Below are 25,037 nucleotides of genomic sequence, written 5' to 3' on the forward strand. Positions count from 1 at the left end.
CCGGCTTCGGCCTCCGCCTTCGCTTCGGCGACGCGCTGCTTTTTGAGCCGTGCGGCCAGCTCGGCGGCGGACTCCGGCGCGGCAGCGGGAGCGGTCGGCTGCGCGGCCAGAGCGGCTCGGGACCGAGTTCGGCGTCCACGAGCGATCGCGCACGGGTTCCGCGGGCTGCTCGGTGGAGAGCGGCGGCGCCGGGTCCGTCCAGCTGGTCGCCGGCCTGGAGGCGCGGGTCACGCCCGACAATGGTCGCGGTGCGCGCCTTCCGCGCCGTCGCGACCTGGTGCAGCTGGGCGAGGACGGCCGCGGACCCACCGACGGCGACGAGTCCGGCGATCCCGACGAGCCACATCGCCGGAGCGGCGACGAAGACGACGACCGCGACGACGAGGCCGACGGCGCCGAGCAGCGTCGCGCCGAGCCGCGAACGACGCATGCGCATCGCGGTGAGTGCGGGGACGGCCGAGGCACGCTCGAGGACGTGTTCGCGCTCGGCGAGGCGGCGGGTGATCTCGGGAGGCTGCCGTGCGGGCTCGGTGCGCGGGAAAGATCGCGGTGCGCTTGGCCTCCTCGAGAGAAGAGACGCGCTGCGCTCGGCGAGGGACTTCGCGTTCATCTCGACGCGGACCTCGTCCGGCAGCTCGGCGGTCTGCGCGAGGATCCGGAGGGTCTGCTGGAGGCGGATCGCGTTCCGCTCGGTGGCGAGGTACTCGCCGCCGGGCCGCCTGGTAGACGGCATGAGGTAGACGAGCCAGAGCACGGCCGCGACGAGGAGCACGATGCCGCCGCCCCACGAGCCGATTCCTGCCATGGGGACACGGCAGGGGCGGGCGTTCCCCCGCCGGGTGATTGCCGGACGCGTGTTGCGCGTGTCGTGAGCGAATTCACCGGGGCCGAGCCGCGCCTCCAGGCCGGCACACGGCGCGACCACCCCCGGCAAAACGCAACCTCGGCGGATCCTCGCAGCGACATACCGCTGCGAGCAACCGCCATAGCAGTGTTTTGCGGGGTGGGCGGGCCGGGTCAGACGCGGGGCGTCGTGTGCAGGGCAGCGCCGCCTCGTCGCGTGCCGCCAGCGGCACGCTGCCGAGGCCCTGCGGGACCTTCGCCGCGGACCCAGCGTTCGAGGACGCCCTCGCGCACTTCTTCGGCGACGAGGGCGAAGCAGAAGTGGTCGCGCCAGTCCCCGCTGATGTGGATGTTAGCGGCGGCGGAGTCCCTCGAACCGGAAGCCGAGCTTCTCGACGACGCGCAGCGACGGCGCGGTTCTCCGGGCGGATGCAGATCTCGACCCGGTGGATGCCGACGACGCGGAAGCAGTGGTCGACGGCCATCGCGACCGAGATCGGCGTGACGTTAAAGCCGGCGGCGTCCTCGACGACCCAGTAGCCGATGGAGGCGCTCGCGAGGGAGCCGTAGGTGATGCCGGAGGACGTTGAGCTGGCCGACGAAGCGGCCGTCGAGCTCCATCGCGAACGGAGCCCGAGCCCGCGCGGGCGTTGGCCTGGAGCGCGCGGATGTGCTGCCGCGGACGTTCGCTCGGGAGACGTTTCGGAGGGGTTCGTGGCCTCCCAGGTGCGGAGCCACGAACGGTTGGTCGCGAGTGCGACGTCGAGGTCACGCGTGTCGCGCAGCCGGAGGGGCCGGATGGTGACCCGCCCGTGGGACAGGGTCTAGATCGCCGTCATCGCTCAGGCGCCCCCGGTACCAAGGCATGTCCTGCGGGGTAGGTCCCGCTCGGGGGCCCGGCGTACCGGGACCCGAGCGGGGATGGGCCGACTCTATTCGCCCGCGTTGAACTCCTTGAGCCACGACTTGAGGTCGGGTCCGAGGTCCTCGCGGTCCGAGGCGAGCTGCACGATCGCCTTGATGTAGTCGAGCTTGTCACCGGTGTCGTACCGGCGTCCACGGAACACGACGCCGTACACGCCGCCGGTCCACTCCTCGGCGCTCGCCATCTTCATGAGCGCGTCGGTCAGCTGGATCTCGCCGCCCTTGCCCGGCTCCTGCTTCTCGAGGACGTCGAAGACCTCGGGCTTGATCACGTAGCGGCCGATGATGGCCAGGTTCGAGGGCGCTTCGCCCTGGGCCGCCTTCTCGACGAGGCCGGTGATCTTCATGACGTCATCGGTGTCGGTCTCCTCGACCGTGGCGATGCCGTAGAGGTGGGTCTGCGACTCGGGGTCCTCGAGGAGGGCCACGACGGTCGCGTTCTTCTCGCCCTGGACCTCGATCATGCGCTTGAGCAGCGGGTCGGGGGCGTCGATGATGTCGTCACCGAGGAGCACGGCGAACGGCTCGCGGCCGACGTGCATCTTCGCGCGGAGCACCGCGCGGCCGAGGCCGAGCGGGTCCCTTGACGGACGTAGTGCATGTCGGCGAGGTCCGTGGACTGGTTCACCTTCTGCAGCTTCTCGTGGTCGCCCTTCTTCTTGAGGGTCTCCTTGAGCTCGGACACGTGGTCGAAGTGGTTCTCGAGCGTGTTCTTGTTGCGGCCCGTGCCGATCAGGACGTCGGTGAGTCCGGCACCGACGGCCTCTTCGACCACGTACTGGATGGCCGGCTTGTCGACGACGGGGAGCATCTCCTTCGGCATCGCCTTGGTCGCGGCGAGGAAGCGAGTGCCCAGCCCTGCCGCTGGGATCACCGCCTTGGAAATCTGGAAGCCCATGCGACAGAAACTATCGGATGCCCCCTGACGGGGCATGTCGTCACTGTTGGGGACACGGCCTCACGCCGCCCACGGCGGGAAGCCGCAACGGGGTCGCCTGGTAGACTCTCGCCATGATCGCCGATCTCGGGAACGAGAAGCGCGCCCCTGCGAGCCGAGCTCCGGCAGCGGCGGCGCACCCGGACCACGACGGAACGCGACGCCGACACCGAGTCGCTCACCGTGACCCTGCAGCGCTTCGCCGAGGAGCGCCAGGTGCACTCCCTCGCCCTCTACCTGTCGGCACCGGACGAACCGAACGTCCGCCCCTTCCTGGACTGGGCGTTCACGCACGACATCCGCGTGCTGCTGCCGATCACCCGCGAGGACGGCCTGCTCGACTGGGCGGTCGGTGACGGCACGTCCGAGACGGAGGGCATCCTCGGCGTGCCGGAGGTCGTCGGCGAGGTCCTGTTCCCGCTCGCGCTCGGCGACGTCGACGCGATCCTCGCCCCGGCAGCCGCGGTCGGGCACGACGGCGTCCGGATGGGCTGGGGCCGCGGCTACTACGACAAGACCCTCGGGTCGATGGCGAACCGTCCGCCCGTCTATGCTGTGATCTTCGACGCGGAGTACCTCGACGAGGTCCCGCGCGAAGCCCACGACGAACCCGTCGACGGCATCACGCCGTCCCGCATCATCACGTTCCGGAGCTAGGTGCCCACCTACTCGTACCGCTGCACCGAGTGCGGCAACGCCTTCGACATCAAGCAGTCGTTCTCCGACGCCACGCTCACCGAGTGCCCGGTGCGCGGCGGCGTCCCGCGCAAGGTGTTCTCCCCCGTCGGGGTCACCTTCAACGGCGGTGGCTTCTACCGCACCGACCTCGCGGACGGCACCGAAGTCGGAGGGCTCGTCGAGCGCGCTGAAGTCCGAACCCGCGAAGTTCGCGCCTGCGTCGGCACGCCGGGCTCGTCGGGCACGTCGGGCTCGTCGGGCTCGGGCTCGGGCTCGAGCCGGGCTCGGGCGCGTCGAAGCCGAGCACGTCGAAGCCCGCCGGGTCCTGACCGGGCGCCGACTCCTCGGTAGGTTTGGGGCATGCCGCCGACCGGCGGCCGTCCTCGACCCGGAAGGAGTCCCGTGAAGGATTCAAGGAGTTCCTGCTCCGCGGCAACGTCATCGACCTGGCCGTCGCAGTCGTCATCGGAGCGGCGTTCACCGCGATCGTCACGGCGATCGTCACGTCGCTTCATCAACCTGCACATCGGCGCGGTGTTCAACGCCTCGAGCCTCGACAAGGGCGCCCGTCTGGGAGATCCCGACGGCCTCCGGCGGCAGCGCGAAGATCCTCTTCGGCGCGATCATCGGCGCTGCGCTCAACTTCGTCATCGTGGTGGCGGTCGTGTACTCGCCCTCGTCGTCCCCGTGAACCACCTCAAGAAGGTCGCGTTCGAGCGGGTCAAGAACGACGAGGAGCAGACGCCGCAGGACGTCCCGCCGACCGACGTCGAGGTGCTGCTCGAGATCCGTGACCTGCTCCGGTCGCAGAACGGCGTGCCCACGCAGGCGGGGAGCGGCGCACACGTGGCGCCGTCGAACGCCCCCGAGGGTCCGGGGATCGGCGGCTCGACGAAGCTCTAGTCGTTATGCCTCGCATGAACACTGCGCCCCGTCACTGCGGGGCGCGATGTTGGTCTCGGGGTGCGACAGGGGGGCGGCCAGCCGGCCGACGCTCAGCGCGCGGACGACCCGACGGCCCTCGGGGCTTCGCGACCATCATGGCGGCGTACTGTACACCCGCGATACGTGGCCCACCGTGCCGAGGTACACGAAGACGAGCGCGACGACCCGCACCCACGGCGCGTTGTCCTCGATGGTCTGGATCGCCGAGAAGAGCAGCACCGGCAGCCCGACGAACAGGAGCGCCGAACGGATCTTGCCGGTCCATGTGACGTCGAGGTCGGGGTTGCCGTGGAACAGCACGGCTCGACAAAACGACGAGCACCAGGTCGACGAGTACCACCACGACGACGACCCACCACGGCAGCAGTCCGGTGAGCACGAGCGACAGCACGATCGCGATGATCGCCAGCAATGGCCGGCACGGCCGAGCGCCTTGCCGAGCTTGGAGGTCTGGCTGAACCGGCGCGCGATGAAGCTGTCCGCCCAGTCGCTCACTCCGAGCACGACGAGGGACACGAGCGCCCAGCCGGGGTGTCCGGCGACGACGAGTCCGACGAACACCGGGATCAGCAGGAACTGCACCAGCGTGATCAGGTTGGGCCAGGTCCGCCAGTCGGGGCGCGTCCGCACGGTGTCAGTCATCGAGAACTACGGTACCCGCTACCAGTGGGAGGCACGGCCCCCGCGCAGCCGGGCGTCGTTCTCGCCGTCGCGGTGCCGCGACGGTTCCGGGCCGGTGCGGGGTCGTAGCCGGGAGCGGGCCGGGTGGTGACGCGTCTGCGGCGTCGACCCGCGCCTCCCGGCCGGACGTCCGTCTCGCCGCCGTCCGCCGCCCGCGGTGGGCGAGGGCGGCGCGACCTCCGTCGCGTCGTCGGCTCGCGTCCACGTGCCCACCAGCCGGTCCGCCCCGGGCGTGACGGGACCGGCCGGCCGGGAGCCCGCCGGCTCGGCGGGCGGGGCGTCATCGGCGGGCGGGGCCCAGCGTGGGCCCGCGGGGATCGAGATCCTGCGGCGTCTCGGCGGGCGGGGATCGGCGGGATGCTGATCTCCCGCGTCGCACCGCGGTCGACGCCGAGCACGGCAGCCACCGTGTTCGCCACCTGGTCCGGGTCGGAGAACAGCTGGAACGCGTGCACGCGCACGTAGTGCCAGCCCAGGCGACGGAGCACCCGGGTCGGAGCCGCAGCGACTCGCGCAGCGAGCCCTTCACCAGCGACGCATCGGTCTCGATCGTCACGCAGACCCCACCGTGCGCGGCCACCAGGTCGAGCCCCCGGCGGTGCCCGAGCGCGACCGGGATGCCGCGCATCTCGAGCCGGCGTGCCAGGTCTACGAGCAACGGGTCGGAGTCGTCCGGCACGTACTCGGCGGTGGTGCGAGCACGGGCCTCGGCGAGGATCTCGGCCAGCGCGACGGTGCCGTGGCCCATGCGCTCGGCCTCGATGTCGGACGGCTGGAAGCACGTGACGATCACCATCGAGCGACGCGCACAGGTCATCGCGACCGCGAGCAGCCGCTCCCCGCCGGGCTTGCCCAGCGGACCGAAGTCGCGCAGCACGCGGCCGTGCGGCGTCCGACCGTAGCCGATCGAGAACACGACGCGGTCGCGGCTCTGCGCGACGGACTGCTCGAGCGTCGCGACGATGAACGGCTCGGAGCGGTCCTCGATGACGAACTCGGTGAGGTCCTTGTGGCCCTGTGCGGCGGTGAGCACGGCCTGCTCGACCCGGACGGCGTGCTTCGCCGACGCGGTGATGACCATGAGCGACTCGGTCGGCCGGGTGCGGGCGTGGTCCATGACGAGGCGGACGACACGGTCCACCTCGGCGTCGACACTCCCGACGGCACTGACTGGGTCCGGCACGGCCTTGCCGTCGCTGACGTAGTCGAGCGCGATGGACTCCGTGCCCGAGGAACGAGCCGGCCCAGGGCAGCGACTCGATCCGGCCGCCGTAGAAGCGACGGTTCACGAGCTCGGCGAGGTCCTCGCGGCCGGCGCGGGACGACTGGGTGAGCGACAGGGTCGGCAGGAGCGTCGACAGCTTCGCGAGCGCGGAGTCGGCGTGGAAGGCGTCGAGCGTCTCCTCGTCGACCTGCAGCGCACGGTGCGCGGGGTCGACGGCGATCCGGAACGGGGACGGGGTCTGCGGGTGACCGGGTCGCCGAACACGACGGTCTGCCGGGCGCGACGGACGGCGCCGACGGTCTCGGCGATGGTGACGGCCCCGGCGTCGACGAGGATCACCGTGTCGAACGGCATCGTGTCGGCGATCTGGGAGACCTCGTACGGGCCTCGCGAGCCACACCAGGCGCGATCGAGCGCGACAGGTGCGGGGCGGAGTCCTGCAGCAGGCGCGAGCTGATCGCGCCCTCCTTGAGCTGGGTCTTCAGCGCCGTGGCCTCGTCCGGCCAGTCGACGAGTCCGACCTTCCAGTTCTCGGCGAGCTGCCACGCGAGGCCCTGGGAGACCCCGGGCGCGTGCGCGTCGTCGACGAGGCGGAAGTCGGCCTCGACCCGGTCGAGCATGTCGGTGTTCGCGCCGAGCAGGGCCCGGTCGGACTCGAGCATGGCCTCGAGCGCGGACTGCCACCACGCGAGCTCGAGCTCGGCCGGCACGTGGGTGTCCGGCACGTGCCGGTTCGCCAGGTCGGTGATGAGCGGTTCGAGCTTGCAGGTCGCGCAGGGTCTGCATGAGCTCGGTGCGCCCCTGCAGGTTGTGCAGGACGTCCGATTCCTCGGCGAGGCGGGCGATCGTCGGGACGAGCTCGTCGATCGGCACGTTCGCCAGTTGGCTCTCGCGGGCGGTGCGGCTGAGCGCCTCGTCGAGACGCGCGAGGTCCTCGACCACGTTCGAGAAGAGCACCTGGACGTCCGCGATGCCGGTGGGGACCTCGGGGCTGACGCCGGCGGCGACGTAGCGCTGCCAGAGCACGCGCTGCCGCTGCACGCGGGTGAGCGCCTCGTGCAGGTCGGACACGTGCACGCCCGGCCGGACGTACTCGCGCGCGAGCTTCTTCAGTCGGCGGCGGTTCGTCGCCGACATCGGGGCACCCTCGCCGCGGGGGGCGGTGGCGGCGACGAGCCCGGACACCGAGCGGTCGAAGACGACGGGCAGGAAGCGGTCGAGGGTGTCCTGGATCTCGGTGAGCAGCCGGAGGTAGATGCCGAGCTCGTTGATCGTCGTGAACTGCCGCATGTGCGTCGAGGCCACGAGGTCGTGGGCCCGGCGGAGCAGGGTCGGCAGCCCGTCGGTGTCGAGGTCCTTCGCCGTCTTGTGGGCACGCTGCGCACCGTCGCTCGAGCCGAACTGCCGTACCAGGGCGAGTCGTCCGGGCCGTAGCGGAACTCGCCGAGGTTCGCGGCGCTGACCATGGTCTCGGCGACGCGGGAGCGCCCCTCGACCATGCTCGTCACCGACGTCTTCGACAGGCGGCCGTCGTCGACGGCGGCACCGGCAGCAGCGAGTGCCGCGACAGCTCGACCAGGCAGTCGAGCACGGAGACGCGGAAGTCGGGGTCGACGCGGGTCAGCGAGCCGCGGTAGTCCTTGAGGACCTTGTGCAGCCGGACCAGGGCGTCGTCGACCTCGCGCAGGTTCGGACGCGAGGCCTTCTCGTTGCGCGCGATGGACCGCACGACGTCGCGGCGCAGGGTTCCAGGGGTCACCGCGACGCCGGGCAGCTGGACCTCGGCGAAGCGTGCGGCGATGCCGCGCAGGGTGGCCCGGCGCGGGCTGACGACGAGCACGCGCTTGTTCGCGGCGACGAGGCCGCCGAGCGCGTTCACGATGGTCTGCGTGCCGCCGGTACCGGGCAGGGTCTTGACGACGATCGAGTTGCCGGCCGTGATCTGCGCGATCACGTTCTCCTGCTCGTCGTCCGCGTCGAGGAGGATGCGTGTCCGTCTCGGGGCTGCGCTCGTCCGACGGGGTCTGCTCGACCGGGTGGTACGACTGCTCGACCTGCCACTTGGCGCTGGGGTTGCCGGCGAGGGCGTCGAGCACGGGTGCGACAGGTCCTCGGTGTCCTCGACGGTGCCCGTGGCGACCTCGGCGAAGGTCGACACGACGAGCCGTGCGTGGACCGAGAAGCCCGGGATGTGCGCGCACAGACCACGGGAGGCGGTCGATGACCGGGTTCGGCGTGAACGAGCCGTCCTGCTGCGCCAGCGCCACGAAGGACTGCGCGTCGAGGTTGACGCCGAACTGCTCGTGCAGGGCGTGGGCCAGGCCGGGGTTGAGCACGGGCTCGCCGAGCAGCCGCACCTCGAAGCCGCGGCCGTGGCGGCGGATGGCCAGCGGACGGAGAGGAGCACCGGGCCGCGGAACTGCTCGTCGCCGTGCTGCCAGTCCGCCATGCCGATGCCGAGCTTCACGGCGTCGATGTCGCGCACCGTGGCGAGCTCGGTGCCCTTCGCCTCGACCTGGGCGGCGGTGATGCGGGCGGCACGGAGCGCCACCTCGTCGCGGATGAGGCTGGAGAGCGGCGTGGTCTTGCCGGTGATGAACTGGGCGAGGCCGCCGGGGTGTGTCGTCGAGAGCTCGATCCGGGCGCGCGGGTGGTCGGAGAAGTGGGTGAGGGGGCTCGTGCCGCCGACGCCGGTCAGCTGCTTCCGCCAGACGTCCCACACGGGCTCGGCGGCGTTGCCGGCCTGGAGGCGCGGATCACCCAGGCTGATCGCCCGCGGACTCGTGAGTTGCAGTTCCGGACGCAGGGTGCGGTCGGGTTCGTCACTCACGACGGTCTCTTCCTGCTGCCCCTGCTGGTCCTGCTCCCCCGGCTGGTCGTGCTGGTCCTTCTGGTCCTGTTCCGCGGCGCGGCGGCGCCCCGGCCGCGGACGTCGTCGTTCACGTCGTCCTCGCCGTCGGTCACCCTGTCCGCTCGCCACACATCCGACACTGTAGGCGGGATCGGGCCGCCTCTCTGGCAATGAACCGAGGTTTCGGGGTTTCCGGGAGGCCCCGATGCGATCCCGGGCGAGGCGATGTGGTACCAACGGGACATGGCCATCGACGACCGTCCCGCTCCGTCCACCCCCGCGCCCTCGTCGGCCGGGCCGAACCGGCGTCGAGTGGTCCCCGCCGAGATCTCGCGGTCGTGGCTCCTGGTGTCGGGGACGGCGTCCGACCGCTTCGAGCGGGCGCAGCGCTCCCGGGCCGACCAGATCATCCTCGACATCGAGGACGTTGTCGACCCCGCCGCCAAGCCCGGTGCCCGCAACACGGTCGCCTCGTGGCTCGCGGGCGGCGGCGAGGCCTGGGTCCGGATCAACGACGTCACGACGGACTTCTGGGCGGACGACGTCGAGGAGCTCCGAGGACTGCCCGGTCTCCAGGGGGCGTGATGCTCGCGAAGACCGAGTCGCCGGCGCAGGTCACCGACACGTGGCACCGTCTGGGTGGCCAGACCCCTGTGATCGCCCCCGTCGAGTCGGCGCTCGGCATCGAGGAGTCCGTCTCGATCGCGCGGGCGCAGGGGGCGTTCCGGCTGGCGTTCGGCTCGGGCGACTACCGCCGCGACACCGGCACCCTCGGCGGACACGCTCGCGATGGCGTACCCGCGCTCGAAGCTCGTCGTCGCGTCCCGCGTGGGCGACCTGCCCGGCCCGATCGACGGCCCGACGGTCGGCTCCTCGCAACTGATCCTCCGCGAGCAGTCGCAGGTCGCGGTGTCGCTCGGGCTCACCGGCAAGCTCTGCCCCCGACACCGAGCAGCTGCCGGTCATCAACGAGGTCATCTCCCCCACGCCGACCGACGTCGCGTGGGCGCAGGACTTCCTCGACGACTTCGAGGCCCGCGGCAAGGTCATCCGCGACGGTTTGGACCTGCCACGGCTCGGTCGCGCGCAGAAGATCCAGCGCCTCGCTCAGGCGTTCGGGGTCGAGGCGCGGTAGGACGGTCTCCATGACCTGGTCGAACGTCCCCGCCGGACCGCCGCAGTCCGGCCCTCCGCCTCCTCCCCCGGCGCCGCCGATGCCGAGCGCTCGTGGGAGCGGGGCGGCACGACGCTGTTCCCGGCCGCGCGGCTCGCCGACCGCATCTCGACGGTGCTGCTGCTGGCGTTCGGCACCGTGATGACCGTCGTCACGACGATCGTCGGCATCATCGCGGTGATCTCGGCCACCGCCACCTGCGACGCGTCGACCGGCTGCTCCCCGGGGGCGTACTTCGGCGGCGCGGCGATCGCGGTCGGCGGGTCGTTCGTGATCGGGGTCGCCACGGTGGTCCTCGCGATCGGCGCCTGGATCCGCCGACGCAGCTCGTGGTGGATCGCCGCGATCGGCTTCGTGCTCGCGATCGGGTGCATCACGTGGGCGGGATCGTCTTCGCCGGTGCCGCCGACGCCGGCTCGACCTCGAGTTCGGTCGGCAGCACCGCCTGAGGCGTGCGGCGGCGTAGCCTCCCCGGGCATGGTGGACGGTCTCGCGCACGGGCGTCGCGGTGGTCGGTGGCGGCCCCGCCGGGGTGGTCCTCGGGCTGCTGCTGGCCCGGGCCGGCATCGCGGTGCGGGTGGTCGAGAAGCACGACGACTTCAACCGGGACTTCCGCGGCGACACCGTGCACGCCTCCACCATCCGGCTGCTCGACGAGCTCGGGCTCGGCGATCGGTTCCGGGCGCTGCCGCAGTTCCGCCTCGACGACTTCTCGCTGCCGCTGCCCGACGGGTCACGCGCACTGCTCGGCGACTTCTCGCGGCTGCGGCCGCCGTACGACCACGTCGCGATGGTGCCGCAGTGGGACCTGCTGGACATGCTCGTCACCGCAGCCCGCCACGAGGCCTCGTTCAGCATCTCGGATGGGCCTCGCGGCGAGCGGGACGATCGAGGAGAACGGCGTCGTCACCGGCGTGCACCTCCGGCCGTACCGCGACCAGGACGGCGACGTGGAGGAACTCCGGGCCGACGTCGTCATCGCGTGCGACGGGCGCGACTCGGTACTGCGGAACGCCGCCGGACTGCGCCCGCACGCGTTCCCGGTGCCGTTCGACACGTGGTGGTTCCGGCTGCCGCGCGAGCCCGGCGACGCCGAGACCGCGCTCGTGCCCGCGTTCTCCGGCACCGACGTCCTTCTCAGCTTCCCGCGGCCGGACTACCACCAGGTCGCGTACTTCGCGCCGAAGGGGTCGGACGCTGCCCTCCGTGCCGAGGGTCTCGCAGCCTTCCGCGACCGGGTCGCCCGACCCGGCCCGACTTCGCCGGACGGGCTCGACGCGATCACCTCGATGGACGACGTGCACGTGCTCGACGGTCCGAAGGGACTGGCTCCGGCGGTGCGGCGCCCTGGGCTGCTCTGCATCGGCGACGCCGCCCACGCGATGTCACCGGCCGGAGGTCGGCAACAACCTGGCCGTGCAGGACGCCGTGGCGACGGCGGCGATCCTCGTGCCGGCGCTCCGGCGCGGACTGCGCGGCGCTGGCCTCGACGGCGCCCTGGCCGCGGTGCAGCGCCGTCGCTCGGCGCCCGCGGTCGTCGTCCAGGCCGCACAGGCGGTCCTGCACCGGGTGGTGTTCGAACGGGCGTTCGCCGGCGCGCTGCAGGCCGGCCTCGCCGGCGCTCCCGGTCCTGCTCGCCCGCTGGGTCCCGCCGGTGCGTGGCGCCTACGCCCGCGGGATCGCGTTCGGCCCCGCTGCCCGAGCACGCCCCCGCGTGGGCACGACGCTGACCCGCTCCGCAGCGTCGATCCACACCCCCGACGACGCCCCCGAGCGCCGCGCACCACCTCGGCGCATGCTGGGCCCATGAAGCAACGAGTCATCGGAGACGTGTCGGTCAGTGCCATCGGACTGGGCGGGATGCCCATGTCCATCGAGGGGCGCCCGGACGAACGGCAGGTGATCGCCACGATCCACGCCGCGCTCGAGGCCGGCGTCACCCTCATCGACACCGCCGACGCGTACCACCTGGCCGCCCACGACGAAGTGGGTCACAACGAGTCGCTCATCGTGAAGGCGGTGCGCGAGTACTACGGCGACACCTCCGACGTCCTCATCGCGACGAAGGGCGGATACCCCCGGCCCGACGCCGCGCATGGGCGAAGAACGGGCACCCGGAGTACCTGGAAGGAGGCTGCGAAGGCGTCCGCCAAGCGCCTCGGCGTCGAGACGATCGGCCTGTACCAGTTCCACCGCCCCGACCCCGACGTGCCCTACGCCGAGTCGATCGGTGCCCTCGCCGAACTCCTCGACGACGGTGTCATCCGGATGGCGGGCATCTCGAACGCGGACTCCGACCAGATCCGCACCGCGAACGAGGTCCTCGACGGCCGACTGGCCTCGGTGCAGAACCAGTACTCGCCGAAGTTCCGGTCGAGCGAGCCGGAGCTCGAACTCTGCGACGAGCTCGGCATCGCGTTCCTGCCGTGGAGCCCGCTCGGTGGCATCGCGAACGCGGCGGAGCTCGGCACGGCGTTCGAGGACTTCGCGTACATCGCCCGTGACCGCGGGGTCAGCCCGCAGGTGATCGCGCTCGCGTGGGAGCTTGCAGAAGAGCGACGTCGTCGTCCCGATCCCCGGGGCATCCCGCCCGCAGTCGATCCTCGACTCGGTGACGGCCGCGACGATCCGGCTGCGTCCGGAGGACGTGGCCCGACTGGACGCCCTCGCAACCGGCGGCTGCGTGACGGACGCGCCCCGTGCCTCCAGGTCGACAGGAGCCACGGGGCGCGACCGGTCCGCCGTGATCAGGCGGGGCAGGCCGCCGAGACCTCCTTCAGCGCCGACTGCACGTCGGTCTGGGCCTGCTTCGACTCGGTCGAGTCCGCCGATCCGGTCGACGTGAGCGCCGACGCGTAGTCCTTCGCCGCTGCGTTGAAGTCCGAGAACGCGGTCTTCACGGTGCTGTTGCCGATGTCCGGCAGCGCCGCGTCGAGCCGTTCGTTCAGCTCCGACACGACCGCGGCGCGCGCCTTCGGGTCGGCCGGAGCCGAGGCGGACGTCTGCGAGGCGACGAAGGAGCGGAACTCGCCCTCGAGCTGGGCGCAGGCTTCCTTCTGCGACTGCGCAGCCGCGGTCTTCGTGGCCTTCGGTGTCGCGGAGGCGCTGCTGTCCGAGGACCCGCCGGAACCGCCGGAGGAGCACCCGGCGAGGAGTGCGACGGCGATCGCGGCCGTGGCGAGCGAGACGAGCTTCTTCGGCATGGTGGTGGTTCCCCCGGTCTTGGCCGCTGCTCCGGTCGGTGCGCGGCTCCCCGCCGAGCGTACTGACCGGGCTCTCCGCGTGACCGGACGGTCGACGCCGGTTCGCATGACGGCCGACCGGGTCGGGTCGCGTACGGTCGAGAGCATGCGAGCGATCACCCCGGACCACGGTGCCCTCCACGTCGGCGAACTCCCGGACCCAGTGCCGGGGATCGGCGAGGTGCTCATCGAGGTCACTGCAGCCGGGGTGAACAACGCGGATCTGCAACAGGTCGCGGGTAACTACCCACCGCCGCCCGGGGCGTCCGACGTCCTCGGTCTCGAGGTGCTCCGGCACGAGTGCGCGCTCGGCCCCGGCGTCCGCGGCTTCGCCGTCGGCGACCGGGTCTGCGCGCTGCTCGCCGGCGGTGGTTACGCCTCGCTCGTGGTCGCACCCGCGACGCAGGTGCTGCCGGTACCGGACGGCGTCGACCTGGTCGAGGCCGCCGGCCTGCCGGAAGCCGCCTGCACGGTCTACTCGAACGTCGGCATGCTCGCCGGACTCCGACCGGGCCAGACGCTCCTGGTGCACGGCGGCACCGGGGGCATGGGCTCGCACGCGGTGCTCTGGGCGAAGGCGCTCGGGGCCACGGTGATCGCGACGTCGGGCGGAGAGCGCAAGGTCGGGCGTCGCGCGAGCTCGGTGCCGACCTGGTGATCGACCACCGCTCGGAGGAAACTTCGTCGCCCGTACGCTCGAGTACACGGACGGCCGTGGCGTGGACGTGGTGCTCGACGTCGTCGGGCCGGAGTACCTCGGACGGAACCTCGAGGTCCTCGCGCCGAACGGGCACGTCGCCGTGATCGCCTCGGGCAGCGGGCAGGCGGGGGAACTCGACTTCGGCGTGATGATGCGGAAGCGGGCGACCATCAGCGCGACGACACTCCGCGCGCGCCCCTCGCCGAGAAGGCCGCGATCGTCGAGGCCGTCCGGTACAACGTCTGGCCGTTCGTCGCCGACGGGCGGGTCCGGCCGGTGATCGACGCGGTCCTGCCGCTCGACGACGCCGCCGAGGCTCACCGCCGGGTCCGCGACGGCGAGGTGGTCGGCAAGGTCCTGCTGACGCCCTAGGCGTTGCGTCGGGCGTCGGGCGTCGGGCTCGCAAAACGCAACGTCGGCGACACCTCGCAGCGGTATTCCTCTGCGAGCAACCGCCGACGTTGCGTTTTGCGGAGAGCGGCCGGGCTCAGGCGTGTGACGCGGGCGGAGAACTCGACCAGCGCGGGGGGCTGGGGGGCGTCGAGGACCTCGGCGGAGGTGCGCCTGCTCGACGACCTCGCCTGGGTGCAGGAACACGATCCGGTCGGCGACGTTCCGCGCGAAGTGCATCCTGGTGCCGTCGTCACCAGCATCGTCGGCCCTCGCCGCGCTTCAGCTCCGTGACGAGGTCGAGCACCTCGCCGACGAGCTGCGGGTCGAGGGCGCTCATTGACCTCGTCGAGCAGCAGGAGCTCGGGGTCGGACGCGATCGCCCAGGACGATGGCGACGCGCTGCTGCTGCCCGCCGGAGAGCCGGTCCGGGTAGGCACCCGCGAAGTCGGCCAGGCCGATCCGGTCGAGCAGCCGCTTCGCGGTCGCCTCGGCCGCCGCGCGACCGACGCCGTGCACCTGCCGCGAGGCCAGCGTCACGTTGTCGAGCTTGGTCATTGCGGGAACAGGTTGAACTGCTGGAAGACCACGCCGATGCGGGCCCGGGTCGCGTCGACGTCGATCCGCGGGTCGGCGATGTCCGTGCCCTGCAGCAGGATCTCCCCGTCGTCGATGCCCTCGAGCAGGTTCACCGTCTTGAGCAGCGTCGACTTGCCGGTAGCCGGACGCGCCGATGACGCAGATGACCTCGTGGCGGTGCACGGTCAGGTCGATCCCGCGCAGGACCTCGTGTTCGCCGAAGGCCTTGCGACAACCCGCGCAGTTCGAGGACCGCGGCGTCCGTACCGGACGCACCACGGGCCTCCAGGCCGGCCTCGCTCATACGGTCCACTCCGATCTGCTCGCGCCGCTGCTGGCGACGCGCGATCGCGTCCGTGACCGCGGATCAGCGGGAGGCTGATCACGACGAACAGCAGCCCGGCGACGAAGTACGGCGTGAAGCCTTGTAGGTCTCGGCCTGCGCGATCTGGGCGGAGCGGACCGCGTCGACGGCCCCGAGGATCGACACCAGACCGACGTCCTTCTGCATCGACACGAAGTCGTTCATCAGCGCCGGGGTGACCCTTGCGGATCGCCTGGGGCAGCACCACGAGCCGCAGCGTCTTGGCGTGCGAGAGTCCGAGTGACCGGGCGGCCAGGCGTTGGGAGGGGTGCACGGCCTCCATGCCGGCCCGGAGCACCTCGGCGATGTAGGACGAGTAGGTCAGGGTGATCGCGATCATGCCCCAGACCTCGGCGGGGAGCCGTCGGGAACACCCGAGCCCGGGGATGCCGTAGCCGACCAGGTAGAGCACGATGATGAGCGGCAGGCCGCGGAACAGGTCCGTGTAGCCGGTCGCGAGCATCCGCAGCGGGAAGAACACCGGGTTGCGCAGGCCGCGGACGACCGCGAGCAGCGTGCCGAAGACGGCGACGCCGATGGCGCTGAAGAACAGGATCCGGACGTTCAACCAGAGGCCTAGCAGGATGTCCGGGAACGTGTCGACCGCGGTCTTCGGGTCGAAGAACGACTGCTGCACCGCCGCCACCACCCGGGGGGTGTTCACGACGCCGAAGTACATGACGGCGAGCACGACCAGGGTGGAGACGACCGACCACCACGACGGAGCGACGGCCACGCTGGCGACGGTAGAGCCGACGCTCGAGCTCGACCTGGCTCGGCGCGGGTGCGGCGACCGGGGTGCCGGCCCCTGCTGGCAGGGTCATCCGGTTACTTCAGGACCGGCGTACCGGTCTCCGACGAGAGCCACTTGGTCTGCAGGTCCTGCAGGGTGCCGTCGTCGTCGAGGGTCTTCAGGGCCTTGTCGACCTTGCTCGTGAGCTCCGAGTCCTTCGGCAGGACGAAGCCGAACTCGTCACCCTTGCCGTCGGACGGGAACTGCGCCGACACGGTGCCGTCGTCGACCTGCGCCGAGGCCATGTAGAACGCCGTCGGCAGGTCGGTGACGATCGCGTCGATCTGGCCGGACTTCAGCGAGAGGGACGGCGTCGTCGTTCGAAGTTGAACACCTGCGGCGTGACCCCGAGGACGCTCTTCACGCTCTGGATGGACGTCGAGCCCGTGGCGACGCCGATCGCGTCCTGCTTCAGGGCGGCGATGCTGGTGTGGTCGACGGCCTTCGAGCCGCTGGTCGTCACGACGGCCTGGGTGGTCGTGTAGTACGGGTTTCGACATGTCGACGGCCTTCTTGCGCTTGGCGTCGATCGAGAACTGCTGGACGTTGAGGTCCCAGTCCTTCGGGCCGGGGGCGATCGCACTGTCGAAGGTGCTGCGCTTCCAGACCACGTCGGACTTCGCGTAGCCCATCTCCTTCGCGACCGCGTACGCCACCGCGGACTCGAAGCCCTTGCCGGACTGCGGCTTGCAGGCTGTCGTCGACCCACGGCGAGTACGCGGGCTGCCCGGTCGCGTCGGTGAGCTTGCCGTCGGTGACGGTGCCGTCGGCGTTGCCGCTGCCCCCGGCGGAGCAGGCCGACAGGGCGAGGGCGGCGACCGCGGCGGTGGCGACGGCGAGAGGGTGAGGCCGGAGGGAACGGGTCACGGTCGGGCCTTCAGGGAGGGGGGTCAGGGCAGGACAGAAGTGGCTGTCTGCACTGGGACACTAGCGCGAAACGGCTGTCCTTTGCCACTCGGTGGCTTCCGCCATCGTGAAGTCCTCGAACGAGGAAACCCCGGCGACCCCAGGCAGCTCAGCAGCACCTCCTCGCCGTCGCCCGGGATCGTCCTCCGCTGCCAGACCCCGCCGCGCACGAACGCCTGCGCGTCGTCTCACACGGTCGCGCCCGGCATCAGGCCCGAGGGTGATGGTCGCTCCCGGCACGGGCTCGTCGCCGTCACCGCCGGGAGCAGGTCGACCGAGTCCGGGCCGTGCCACATCCAGATCTGTCGCTCGTGACCCGGTGCCAGGCGGAGGCCTCGCCCGGGGGCAGCAGGAAGTGGATGCCGAGCGTGGCCGTGAGACGGTCGCCGCCTGCCGTCGACACCGTCGCGGGCGAGGTCCAGGTGCGCACGTACCAGCCGCCTCGGGGTGCGGCTCCATGCCGAGGGCGACGGCGCTCTCGGGACGTGCGAGGCACTCGATGACGGCTCGCCGCCGCAACGTGCGTCGCGCGGCCATGCCGGGTCGGGGTGCGGTCTCGGTCATGGTTCCTCCACGGGGGTCGGGGTGAGTGTGCCGTCGGCGGCCCGGACGACGCCGCCGATGACGGTCGTCGCACCCGCACGGCCGGCACCGTCCTCGACGAGTTCGGCCATCGCGTCCGGCACGGTGCGGGCATCGACGTCGAACACCGCCAGGTCGGCCCGCGCGCCGACGGCGAGGTGCCCGACGCGGTCCGGCCCGACGGCGAGTCCCATCGCGTGCGCGCCACCGAGGGTGTGGCTGGCGGCGAGGAGCCGTTCGTGCAGGTCCCGGTGGCCGTACCCCTGGGCGCGGGCGATCCGGTGCAGCGCGGTGACGTCGGCCATCAGGTCGAGCGAGGGCGACGAGGACAGCGAGTCGGTGCCGATCGCGATCGGGCTGCCCTCGCGGAGGTAGTCCGCGACCGGCGACCGGGTCGAGCCCGATGACGGCGTTCGAGCGGGGGCAGAGCGCGACGGCGGTGCCGCGGGCACGGAGCAGGGCCCGGTCCGCCGCGGTCATGTAGACCCCGTGCGCGATGTGGCAGTCCGGCCCGAGCACGCCGAGCCGGTCGACGAACGCGGTCGCGCTGGCACCGAAGCCGAGCGCCCGCATGGCCCGGAACGACGGCGCGTTCGCCAGGTGCCAGTCGCTGCCGTGGCCGACACCGTCGACGCCGTCGAGTCCGGGGACGGGCCGAGAGCGACCCGCTCACCCTCGAACGCCGCCTCGCCGAGGTGCAGGTGCAGGCGCAGCCCGCGCTGCCGCACGATGTCCGGCAGTTCGAGCAGGGGGTGCGACGTCGAGCGAGTAGGGGGCGTGCGGCGAGGTCGGCGCCCGGCACGGTGGGGAAGGGCTCCAGCTCGGCGAGGACCTGGTCGCGGCCGTGGGTCTGCCACGCCGCGTTCTCCCAGTCCATGACCTCCCAGTAGGCGATGCCGCCGAGTCCGTGCGACTCGAGTGCGGTCGCCGCCTCGAGGTCGGTGACGACGTCGGCGATGCTCGTCACGCCCGCCAGGATCGACTGCCGAGCCCCGGCGGCGGCCTCGGCACGCCAGTCGTGCGGTTCGGCGTAGTCCTGGTTGAACGCGGCGGCCCAGTCCTCGAACCCCGCGTACTGGCGCTGCCCGACACCTGCCATGCCGGTGTACTGCAGGTGCGAGTGCGCGTTGACGAGACCGGGCAGGAGCGCCCCGCGCCAGCGCCGTTCGGTGAAGGCCGTGCCGGTGCTCGCGAGCTGGTCGACGACCCAGGACCGGTCGCCGACGTGCAGGATCCGACCGTCCTGCACCGCGACCGCGCCGTCCGCGATCGGCGGCGCGGTCATCGGGACGACGATGCGCGCCGCGTGCACGGTGACCGCGTGGTCGCCGGTCACGACGGTTCCCCGAAACGGCGGGTCCGGACGTCGAGCTCGCGGTCGGCGGGCTGTGCGGCGAGCGGGCCGGGAGGCGCGGGTCGACTCCCGAACGCGGCGAGCGCCGCGCCGGGCGGTCGCGTCGTCCACCGCGGGGTCGATCGGCACGACGGCGCGGTCGAGTTCGTCGCCGCGCTCGAGGAGCATCCGGACGGCGCCGAGCTGCGCGGCGAAGGACAGGTCCATGATCTCGATCGGGTTGCCCTCGGCCGCGGTGATGTTGATGCACCCGCCGTCGTCGAGCACGAGCACGTCGTGACCGTCCGGCCACGCGAAGCGTTCGACCTTCCGGCCGATCTCCGTCCGGACGGCACCGGCGGCGAGCGCCGCGTCGATCGCCACCTCGCCGTCGACCCCGCCGGCGACTGCCACGACCGCGCCGTCCGCGCAGGCCGGAGCACCCCGGGTCGATCGTGTCCGCGACCCCGGTCGCGCTCATCACCAGGTCGGCGTCGCGGACGGCGTCGACGAGCAGTGCGACCCCGTACCCGGCGAACAGCGCCTTGCAGGGCGCGGACGGGGTCGGTCTCAGCGACCGTGACGGTGAAGCCGAGCGCGCGGAGCACCAGCGCGACCCCCTCGCCGACGTGCCCGAACCCGGCGACGACAGCCGCGCCTCCCGGCCGGACCCGGTGCGTGCCGGAGGGGAGCCCGTCGACCAGGTCGAGTGTCGCGAACACCGTCGACTGCCCGGTGCCGTACCGGTTGTCGAAGAAGGTCTTGGTGCGGGCGTCGTTGACGGCGACCACGGGGATCCCGAGCTCGCCGCGCGCGGCCAGCACGCGGAGCGGTCGGAGGCCGCTCGTCGTCTCCTCCGCCGCACCGAGCATCGTCGGCAGCAGGTCCGGGCGCTCCTGGTGGGCGAGCCGGATCACGTGCGAACCGTCGTCGAGCAGGACGTGCGGTCGGGTGTCGAGCATCGCGAGCGCGAGGTCCTTCTGTTCCGGCAGGGTCGCGGTGCTGCTGGCGTGCACGGTCAGTCCCGCACGTCGGAGCGCGTCCGCGACGGCGTCGTCCGTCTCGTCGGCGTGGGCGTAGACGACGACCTCGGCCCCGGCGTCGCGGAGCAGCAGGCTCAGCACGGCGGTCTTCGGCTCGAGGAACATGCTGACGCCGATGCGCGTGCCACGGAGGAGTCCGCCGTCGCGGAGCTCGGCGGCGACCGCTCGTGAGACGGGCATCGAGCGTCGAGCCCAGCGCAGACGGGCGTCGGCGGCGGGGTCGTCCTCCGGGTCGCGTCCGGTGGAGACGAGGAAGACGTCGTCGGACAGGGCCGGTACGCCGAGCACCCCCGGACGGACGCTCGTGACGGGTCCGAAGGCGTCCTCGTCGACGGCGGGCAGGTGTCGGCCGGCGTCGACCACGACGAGGGTGGCCCCGCGGGGGCGGTCGGCCTCGCGCGTTCGACGGCGGCCGTGCTCTCGTCCGGCGATCCCACGCACCAGAGCTGGTCGACGGGTTCGTGGTCCGCCGCGGGGCGTGCACCGAGGCTGGTCAGCAGGGCGTGCAGCGCGGCCGTGTCGCGGGGGTCGCCGCCGACGATGCGGAACCGGCGGGCGGCGACGAGCAGGTTCGTGGCGGCAGCGAACCGTCGGACGGCGGCGGAGGCCCAGGCGCGCGTCTCGGGGTCGGGTCCGGGCGGCATGCCCCAATCGTAGGGCGAGCGTGCGGCATCACCCGAGCGGGTGCGGTGCCGGGGTCTCGCCCCAGGCCGGGTCGTCGTCGACGCCGACGGCACTCCGCTTCCTCGCTCGGATCCAGCACCGCGACCAGGATGACCACCCCGATCGCCGAGACGATCGCCAGCCCCACCACGTAGAGCGTCGTCGCGAGGCCCGCGATCGACACCGGGACGGCACCGTTCCGAGCCGCGGACAACGGCGTGCCGGTCACCAGGAACGCCAGCAGCGTCGAGATCGTGGAGTTCGAGTCCCACAGACCGTGCAGGAGCGCGACGCCGACGTAGGCGATCGGGATCGACCACGACCACCGGAAGCGCGCCCGTCCGTGCGCGGCGCCGAACACCACCGCCCCGAGGATCGCGGTCCAGAGCACGTGGCCGACCGGCGACAGGATGGCCCGCACCACCTCGGTCTGCAGCAGGGACACGAGGTCGATGCCGCGGCTGGTGATCGCCGCGTTGAACGCGTACCCGGCGGACTCGAACGCCGCGAAGCCCGCGCCCACCGTGGCGCCGAGGAGCGCACCCTGCCGAGCCGTCTTCGGGCGCACCCGCCACCCGACGACGACGAGCAGGACGCCCTTCACGAACTCCTCGACGAACCCGACGACGATGTAGAGCCCGGCACCCGCGCGGAGGTCGGCCTCGAGCAGCGACGCCCCGAGCACCCCGAGGATGCCGCCGACGAAGAACGCGACGATGAGCTGCATCGTGCTCACCGAACCGGTCACCCGCTCGATGACGAAGAGCACGACCGTGAACGGCACGAGGAAGCTGCCGAGCAGGATGATCGTCGGCACCAGGTTCGTGTTCAGCGTCGAGAAGGTGACGATGATCGTGACGACCCAGAGCACGAACCCGGTCAGGAGCGTCTTCCACCACCACCCGTGCCGGTGGTGCGGGTGCGGGGGTTGCTCGTGCGGGTCCGGGTCCGGGTGCCGGTGCGGGTGCTCGTTGCGGTGCTCGGCGCGGACGGCGGGGAGGTCCGAGGGCAGGCTCATGGGGACATGGTGCTCCGACGGCGCACGGTACGACCGCGGGAATGGCGGGATCGAGTCATCTGTTCGGGGGGACATGACTGACGAGACGTTCGACAAGGTGACGATGTTCGGTGCCGACTGGTGCCGCGACTGCCGACGGTCCAAGGCGCTGCTCGACACGCTCGGCGTGGACTACGAGTACGTGGACGTCGAGGCGGACCTCTCCGCGGCGGACCGCGCCGAGACGATCAGTGGGCGGAAGAACATCCCCGTCGTGGTGCTGCCCAACGGCAAGCACTTCGTGGAGCCGTCCGACGCCGAGCTGCGCTCCGAGCTCGAGGCCGCGTCGCTGGTCTGAGCGCGGGGCTTGTGCGGGCCGGGCGCCTGGGCCGGCCGCGCGCCTGGTCCGGGCTCGGGCGTACTTGCCCGAATCGGGCGTACCTGGTCGGAACTTCCGACCGAGTACGCCCGATTCCTTTCCATCGCGGGTGTCATGGGTCGAACTGGTCGAACTGGTCGGACATCGGATGAATCGGGCATGATGGCCGCGTGATCATCGACGCTCACCACCACCTCTGGGATCCAGCCGACCGGCCGTACCCCTGGATGGACGACTCGGTCGCCCCGATCCGGCGCCGGTTCGACGTGGACGACCTCCGTGCGGTCACCCGGGACACCGACGTCACGCGCACCGTCGTCGTGCAGGCCGTGCACGATCCCGGCGAGACGGCGTGGCTCCTCGCGCAGCCCGGGCCGGTCGCCGGGGTCGTCGGGTGGATGGACCTGACCGCGCCGGACGTCGCCGACCGACTCGCGGTCGTGCGGGCGCTGCCGGGCGGTGAGCGACTGGTCGGCGTCCGACACCAGGCGCACGACGAACCCGATCCGTCCTGGCTCGCACGCCCGGACGGTGGTCCGCGGTGTCCGTGCCGTGGCCGCCGCCGGGCTCGTGTTCGACCTGCTCGTCCGCGAGCGCGAGCACCTGGCCGCTCTCGCGCTGGTCGACGCCGTGCCGGAGGCGGTGTTCGTGCTCGACCACGCCGGCAAGCCCGCCATCGCACGCGACCGATCGGGTACGCAGGACAGCGGCGAGGGCCGCGAGGTCGCCGATGCCTGGCGGACCCAGATGCGCGACGTCGCCGCGCGCCCGAACGTGGTGTGCAAGGTCTCCGGCCTCCTCACCGAAGCCGGCGATGACTGGCGCGACCGCCCCGTGGCCCGCTACGCCCGCGAGGTCGTCGAGCTCTTCGGCCCGGACCGCTCCCTGTTCGGCTCGGACTGGCCGGTGTCGACGCTCGCCACCGACTACGCCGAGGTCCTCGACACGACCACCACCGCCCTCACCGACCTCGGACCGGACGAGCGCGACGCGGTGTTCCGCGGGACCGCCGAGCGCGTCTACCTTGCCGGGGAGCATCCTCAGACATAGGATGTTTCCGCTGCACCGGTGCAGCAGGAGAGTGAGGAACGATGCGGTTCGCACGACTCGGCCCGGCGGGGAGCGAGATCCCCGTGGCCATCGACACCGACGGCGAGGTCCTCGACCTCCGCCCGATCACGACCGACGTCTCGGGGACGTTCCTGGCGTCCGACCCGATCGGCCGCGTGCAGCACGCCCGCAGCGCCGGCGACCTGCGGCCCGTCCCGGACGCCGATGCCCTCCGCCGCGGCGCTCCGGTCGCCCGACCCGGCAAGGTCGTCTGCATCGGCCTGAACTACCGCGACCACGCCGCCGAGACGGGCGCCGACATCCCGACCGAGCCGATCGTGTTCATGAAGGACCCGATGACGGTGATCGGCCCCGACGACGAGGTCCTGGTCCCCCGTGGCAGCACGAAGACCGACTGGGAGATCGAACTCGCGATCGTCATCGGCACGACCGCCCGCTACTGCGAGTCCGAGGCCGAGGCCGCGACCCACATCGCCGGGTACGCCATCGCCAACGACGTCTCCGAGCGCGCGTTCCAGCTCGAGCGCGGCGGCCAGTGGGACAAGGGCAAGTCGTGCGAGACCTTCAACCCGCTCGGGCCGTGGCTCGTCACCCCGTCGTCGCTGCAGGAGGCCGGGCTCGACCCGGAGTCGCTCGCACTGCACCTCACCGTGAACGGCGAGGTGCGGCAGGACGGCACCACCGCTGACATGATCTTCAAGCCGGCGGAGATCGTCCGGTACCTGTCGCAGTTCATGGTGCTGTACCCGGGCGACGTCATCAGCACCGGGACCCCGGCGGGTGTGGCGCTCGGCAGCGGTGCCCCGTACCTGCAGCCCGGTGACGTCGTCGAACTCACCGCCGAGGGCCTCGGCTCGCAGCGGCAGACGATCGGGGCGGCGTGATGGGCGGGTCACACGACGGCGTCCGCGCGATCGTCACCGGCGGCGCGTCCGGCATCGGTGCCGCGATCGTCACCGCGTTGCAGGACCGCGGTGCCACCGTGGCCGTGCTCGACCTGCAACCCTCGAGCGCCGAGGGCGTCGTCTCCGTCACCTGCGACGTCTCCTCCGACGAGTCCGTGCGCGCAGCGGTGTCCGCGGCGGTCGACCAGCTCGGCGGCCTCGAGGTCCTCGTCAACAACGCCGGCATCGGCGCGCAGGGCACCGTCGAGGACAACCCCGACGACGAGTGGCGTCGCGTGTACGAGGTCAACGTCCTCGGTGCCGTCCGGCTCTCCCGCGCAGCACTCCCCCACCTCCGCGCCTCCGGGAACGCGAGCATCGTCAACACGTGCTCGATCGCCGCCACCGCCGGCCTGCCGCAGCGTGCGCTGTACTCCGCCACCAAGGGCGCGATCGCGGCGCTCACCCGCGCGATGGCCGCCGACCACCTCCGCGAGGGCATCCGGGTGAACGCGGTCAACCCGGGCACCGCGGACACCCCGTGGGTCGGTCGCCTGCTGTCGACCGCCGCCGACCCGGCCGCCGAGCGCGCGGCCCTCGAAGCCCGACAGCCGCACGGACGGCTCGTCGCGGCCGAGGAGGTCGCCGAAGCGGTCGCCTACCTGACGAGCCCCTCGCCCGGTCGACGACGGGCGTCGACCTGGCCGTCGACGGCGGCATGCAGGCGCTCCGGCTCCGGCCCGCCTGATGCTGCCGGTCCCGGCCTGGAGGCACGACTATCGTCGACCTGTCCGGTCGCGTCCGCGAGTGGGCTGAGCAGGAGGTGGACGTGTGGCTTCGCTGACCGACGACG

The 25,037-nt window shown here is 72.0% G+C and carries 25 protein-coding genes and 8 pseudogenes; 16 read left to right on the forward strand and 17 right to left on the reverse strand.

All coding sequences use genetic code 11. The features are described 5' to 3' along the window. The 3 genes and pseudogenes from ACZ8AI_RS19220 to ACZ8AI_RS19230 form a co-directional block, all read right to left on the reverse strand. The coding region (locus ACZ8AI_RS19220; RefSeq protein WP_464859484.1) for a hypothetical protein at positions 1–805 on the reverse strand (805 nt) is incomplete at its 3' end. 73 nt (positions 806–878) lie between these two features. Next, the gene (locus tag ACZ8AI_RS19225; protein ID WP_464859561.1) at positions 879–1,664 is read right to left on the reverse strand and encodes a GNAT family N-acetyltransferase; all 786 of its coding nucleotides are present in this window, start codon (positions 1,662–1,664) and stop codon (positions 879–881) included. A gap of 111 nt (positions 1,665–1,775) precedes the next feature. Then, positions 1,776–2,665 (reverse strand): annotated as a pseudogene (locus ACZ8AI_RS19230) (UTP--glucose-1-phosphate uridylyltransferase). Positions 2,666–2,812: 147 nt separating this feature from the next. On the opposite strand from ACZ8AI_RS19230, the gene ACZ8AI_RS19235 reads away from it, so the two are divergent. The 4 genes from ACZ8AI_RS19235 to ACZ8AI_RS19250 are packed head-to-tail and all read left to right on the forward strand — an operon-like array spanning position 2,813 to position 4,285. Further along, positions 2,813–3,361, forward strand: coding sequence for a 5-formyltetrahydrofolate cyclo-ligase (locus ACZ8AI_RS19235; protein ID WP_464859562.1), 549 nt, complete (start codon positions 2,813–2,815; stop codon positions 3,359–3,361). Next, positions 3,362–3,733, forward strand: coding sequence for an FmdB family zinc ribbon protein (locus ACZ8AI_RS19240; protein ID WP_464859485.1), 372 nt, complete (start codon positions 3,362–3,364; stop codon positions 3,731–3,733). It abuts the gene before it with no gap. A gap of 2 nt (positions 3,734–3,735) precedes the next feature. After that, positions 3,736–4,176: a large conductance mechanosensitive channel protein MscL gene (locus tag ACZ8AI_RS19245; protein ID WP_464859486.1), complete on the forward strand. Its 441-nt coding sequence runs from the start codon at positions 3,736–3,738 to the stop codon at positions 4,174–4,176. Further along, on the forward strand, positions 4,157–4,285 hold the full coding sequence (locus tag ACZ8AI_RS19250; protein ID WP_464859487.1) for a hypothetical protein: 129 nt from the start codon (positions 4,157–4,159) through the stop codon (positions 4,283–4,285). The genes ACZ8AI_RS19245 and ACZ8AI_RS19250 overlap by 20 nt, the downstream gene beginning before the upstream one ends. A gap of 135 nt (positions 4,286–4,420) precedes the next feature. Here the strand turns inward: ACZ8AI_RS19250 and ACZ8AI_RS19255 are convergent, their stop codons facing one another. The 4 genes from ACZ8AI_RS19255 to ACZ8AI_RS19270 form a co-directional block, all read right to left on the reverse strand. Then, a complete protein-coding gene (locus ACZ8AI_RS19255) occupies positions 4,421–4,969 on the reverse strand; it encodes a CDP-alcohol phosphatidyltransferase family protein (RefSeq protein ID WP_464859488.1) in 549 nt (182 codons plus the stop codon). A gap of 319 nt (positions 4,970–5,288) precedes the next feature. Beyond that, complete coding sequence (locus tag ACZ8AI_RS19260; RefSeq protein WP_464859489.1) at positions 5,289–6,149, reverse strand: hypothetical protein; 861 nt, start codon at positions 6,147–6,149, stop codon at positions 5,289–5,291. A gap of 144 nt (positions 6,150–6,293) precedes the next feature. Beyond that, positions 6,294–7,523: a hypothetical protein gene (locus ACZ8AI_RS19265; protein WP_464859490.1), complete on the reverse strand. Its 1,230-nt coding sequence runs from the start codon at positions 7,521–7,523 to the stop codon at positions 6,294–6,296. 214 nt (positions 7,524–7,737) lie between these two features. Beyond that, positions 7,738–9,213: a DEAD/DEAH box helicase family protein gene (locus tag ACZ8AI_RS19270; RefSeq protein ID WP_464859491.1), complete on the reverse strand. Its 1,476-nt coding sequence runs from the start codon at positions 9,211–9,213 to the stop codon at positions 7,738–7,740. A 114-nt stretch (positions 9,214–9,327) separates the two neighbouring features. Between ACZ8AI_RS19270 and ACZ8AI_RS19275 the strand changes: the two are divergent. Both ACZ8AI_RS19275 and ACZ8AI_RS19280 read left to right on the forward strand, forming a co-directional pair. Continuing rightward, positions 9,328–10,219, forward strand: a pseudogene (locus ACZ8AI_RS19275) (HpcH/HpaI aldolase/citrate lyase family protein). A 15-nt stretch (positions 10,220–10,234) separates the two neighbouring features. After that, positions 10,235–10,564 (forward strand): annotated as a pseudogene (locus tag ACZ8AI_RS19280) (hypothetical protein); the annotation flags it as partial. A 67-nt stretch (positions 10,565–10,631) separates the two neighbouring features. Here ACZ8AI_RS19280 and ACZ8AI_RS19285 read toward each other — a convergent pair. Then, the gene (locus ACZ8AI_RS19285; protein WP_464859492.1) at positions 10,632–10,889 is read right to left on the reverse strand and encodes a hypothetical protein; all 258 of its coding nucleotides are present in this window, start codon (positions 10,887–10,889) and stop codon (positions 10,632–10,634) included. Here ACZ8AI_RS19285 and ACZ8AI_RS19290 point away from each other — a divergent pair. The 3 genes and pseudogenes from ACZ8AI_RS19290 to ACZ8AI_RS19300 form a co-directional block, all read left to right on the forward strand. Beyond that, a pseudogene (locus ACZ8AI_RS19290) lies at positions 10,791–11,072 on the forward strand (FAD-dependent monooxygenase); the annotation flags it as partial. The gene ACZ8AI_RS19285 and the pseudogene ACZ8AI_RS19290 overlap by 99 nt on opposite strands. 49 nt (positions 11,073–11,121) lie before the next feature. Continuing rightward, positions 11,122–11,988, forward strand: a complete 867-nt coding sequence (locus ACZ8AI_RS19295) for an FAD-dependent monooxygenase (RefSeq protein WP_464859493.1) — start codon at positions 11,122–11,124, stop codon at positions 11,986–11,988. Between the two features lie 100 nt (positions 11,989–12,088). Beyond that, the gene (locus tag ACZ8AI_RS19300; protein WP_464859495.1) at positions 12,089–13,117 is read left to right on the forward strand and encodes an aldo/keto reductase; all 1,029 of its coding nucleotides are present in this window, start codon (positions 12,089–12,091) and stop codon (positions 13,115–13,117) included. Here the strand turns inward: ACZ8AI_RS19300 and ACZ8AI_RS19305 are convergent. Then, complete coding sequence (locus ACZ8AI_RS19305) at positions 13,006–13,461, reverse strand: hypothetical protein (RefSeq protein WP_464859496.1); 456 nt, start codon at positions 13,459–13,461, stop codon at positions 13,006–13,008. The two genes, ACZ8AI_RS19300 and ACZ8AI_RS19305, sit on opposite strands and share 112 nt — an antisense overlap. Positions 13,462–13,606: 145 nt before the next feature. On the opposite strand from ACZ8AI_RS19305, the gene ACZ8AI_RS19310 reads away from it, so the two are divergent. From ACZ8AI_RS19310 to ACZ8AI_RS19320, 3 genes are all read left to right on the forward strand, one after another. Then, complete coding sequence (locus tag ACZ8AI_RS19310) at positions 13,607–14,158, forward strand: alcohol dehydrogenase catalytic domain-containing protein (protein WP_464859497.1); 552 nt, start codon at positions 13,607–13,609, stop codon at positions 14,156–14,158. Between the two features lie 61 nt (positions 14,159–14,219). Continuing rightward, positions 14,220–14,480 (forward strand): hypothetical protein, encoded by a 261-nt coding sequence (locus ACZ8AI_RS19315; RefSeq protein WP_464859498.1) that lies wholly within the window; start codon positions 14,220–14,222, stop codon positions 14,478–14,480. Beyond that, positions 14,477–14,572, forward strand: coding sequence for a zinc-binding dehydrogenase (locus tag ACZ8AI_RS19320; protein ID WP_464859499.1), 96 nt, complete (start codon positions 14,477–14,479; stop codon positions 14,570–14,572). Before ACZ8AI_RS19315 ends, ACZ8AI_RS19320 begins: the two co-directional genes overlap by 4 nt. Positions 14,573–14,697: 125 nt before the next feature. Here ACZ8AI_RS19320 and ACZ8AI_RS19325 read toward each other — a convergent pair. The 8 genes and pseudogenes from ACZ8AI_RS19325 to ACZ8AI_RS19360 all read right to left on the reverse strand — a co-directional run. After that, positions 14,698–15,448 (reverse strand): annotated as a pseudogene (locus ACZ8AI_RS19325) (amino acid ABC transporter ATP-binding protein); the annotation flags it as partial. A 34-nt stretch (positions 15,449–15,482) separates the two neighbouring features. Continuing rightward, positions 15,483–16,357, reverse strand: a pseudogene (locus ACZ8AI_RS19330) (amino acid ABC transporter permease); the annotation flags it as partial. A 4-nt stretch (positions 16,358–16,361) separates the two neighbouring features. After that, entirely contained in the window at positions 16,362–16,982 is a 621-nt protein-coding gene (locus tag ACZ8AI_RS19335) for a transporter substrate-binding domain-containing protein (protein ID WP_464859500.1), read from the reverse strand. 503 nt (positions 16,983–17,485) lie between these two features. Beyond that, on the reverse strand, positions 17,486–17,884 hold the full coding sequence (locus ACZ8AI_RS19340) for a cupin domain-containing protein (RefSeq protein WP_464859501.1): 399 nt from the start codon (positions 17,882–17,884) through the stop codon (positions 17,486–17,488). Continuing rightward, positions 17,793–18,167 carry an amidohydrolase family protein gene (locus ACZ8AI_RS19345; protein WP_464859563.1) on the reverse strand — a complete coding sequence of 125 codons (375 nt, stop codon included), beginning with the start codon at positions 18,165–18,167 and terminating at the stop codon, positions 17,793–17,795. Before ACZ8AI_RS19345 ends, ACZ8AI_RS19340 begins: the two co-directional genes overlap by 92 nt. Further along, complete coding sequence (locus ACZ8AI_RS19350; protein WP_464859502.1) at positions 18,119–19,150, reverse strand: amidohydrolase family protein; 1,032 nt, start codon at positions 19,148–19,150, stop codon at positions 18,119–18,121. Before ACZ8AI_RS19350 ends, ACZ8AI_RS19345 begins: the two co-directional genes overlap by 49 nt. Beyond that, positions 19,147–20,631 carry an adenosylhomocysteinase gene (locus ACZ8AI_RS19355; RefSeq protein ID WP_464859503.1) on the reverse strand — a complete coding sequence of 495 codons (1,485 nt, stop codon included), beginning with the start codon at positions 20,629–20,631 and terminating at the stop codon, positions 19,147–19,149. The genes ACZ8AI_RS19350 and ACZ8AI_RS19355 overlap by 4 nt, the downstream gene beginning before the upstream one ends. 52 nt (positions 20,632–20,683) lie before the next feature. Continuing rightward, positions 20,684–21,871 (reverse strand): PrsW family intramembrane metalloprotease, encoded by a 1,188-nt coding sequence (locus ACZ8AI_RS19360; protein ID WP_464859504.1) that lies wholly within the window; start codon positions 21,869–21,871, stop codon positions 20,684–20,686. Between the two features lie 73 nt (positions 21,872–21,944). On the opposite strand from ACZ8AI_RS19360, the gene ACZ8AI_RS19365 reads away from it, so the two are divergent. From ACZ8AI_RS19365 to ACZ8AI_RS19380, 4 genes and pseudogenes are all read left to right on the forward strand, one after another. After that, positions 21,945–22,208, forward strand: coding sequence for a glutaredoxin family protein (locus ACZ8AI_RS19365; RefSeq protein WP_464859505.1), 264 nt, complete (start codon positions 21,945–21,947; stop codon positions 22,206–22,208). Positions 22,209–22,456: 248 nt separating this feature from the next. Further along, positions 22,457–23,279: pseudogene (locus ACZ8AI_RS19370) on the forward strand (amidohydrolase family protein). Between the two features lie 41 nt (positions 23,280–23,320). Beyond that, on the forward strand, positions 23,321–24,184 hold the full coding sequence (locus ACZ8AI_RS19375) for a fumarylacetoacetate hydrolase family protein (RefSeq protein ID WP_464859506.1): 864 nt from the start codon (positions 23,321–23,323) through the stop codon (positions 24,182–24,184). Further along, a pseudogene (locus ACZ8AI_RS19380) lies at positions 24,184–24,932 on the forward strand (SDR family NAD(P)-dependent oxidoreductase). Before ACZ8AI_RS19375 ends, ACZ8AI_RS19380 begins: the two are co-directional and overlap by 1 nt. Positions 24,933–25,037 lie beyond the last annotated feature (105 nt).

The organism is Curtobacterium sp. AC273, from assembly GCF_979253735.1.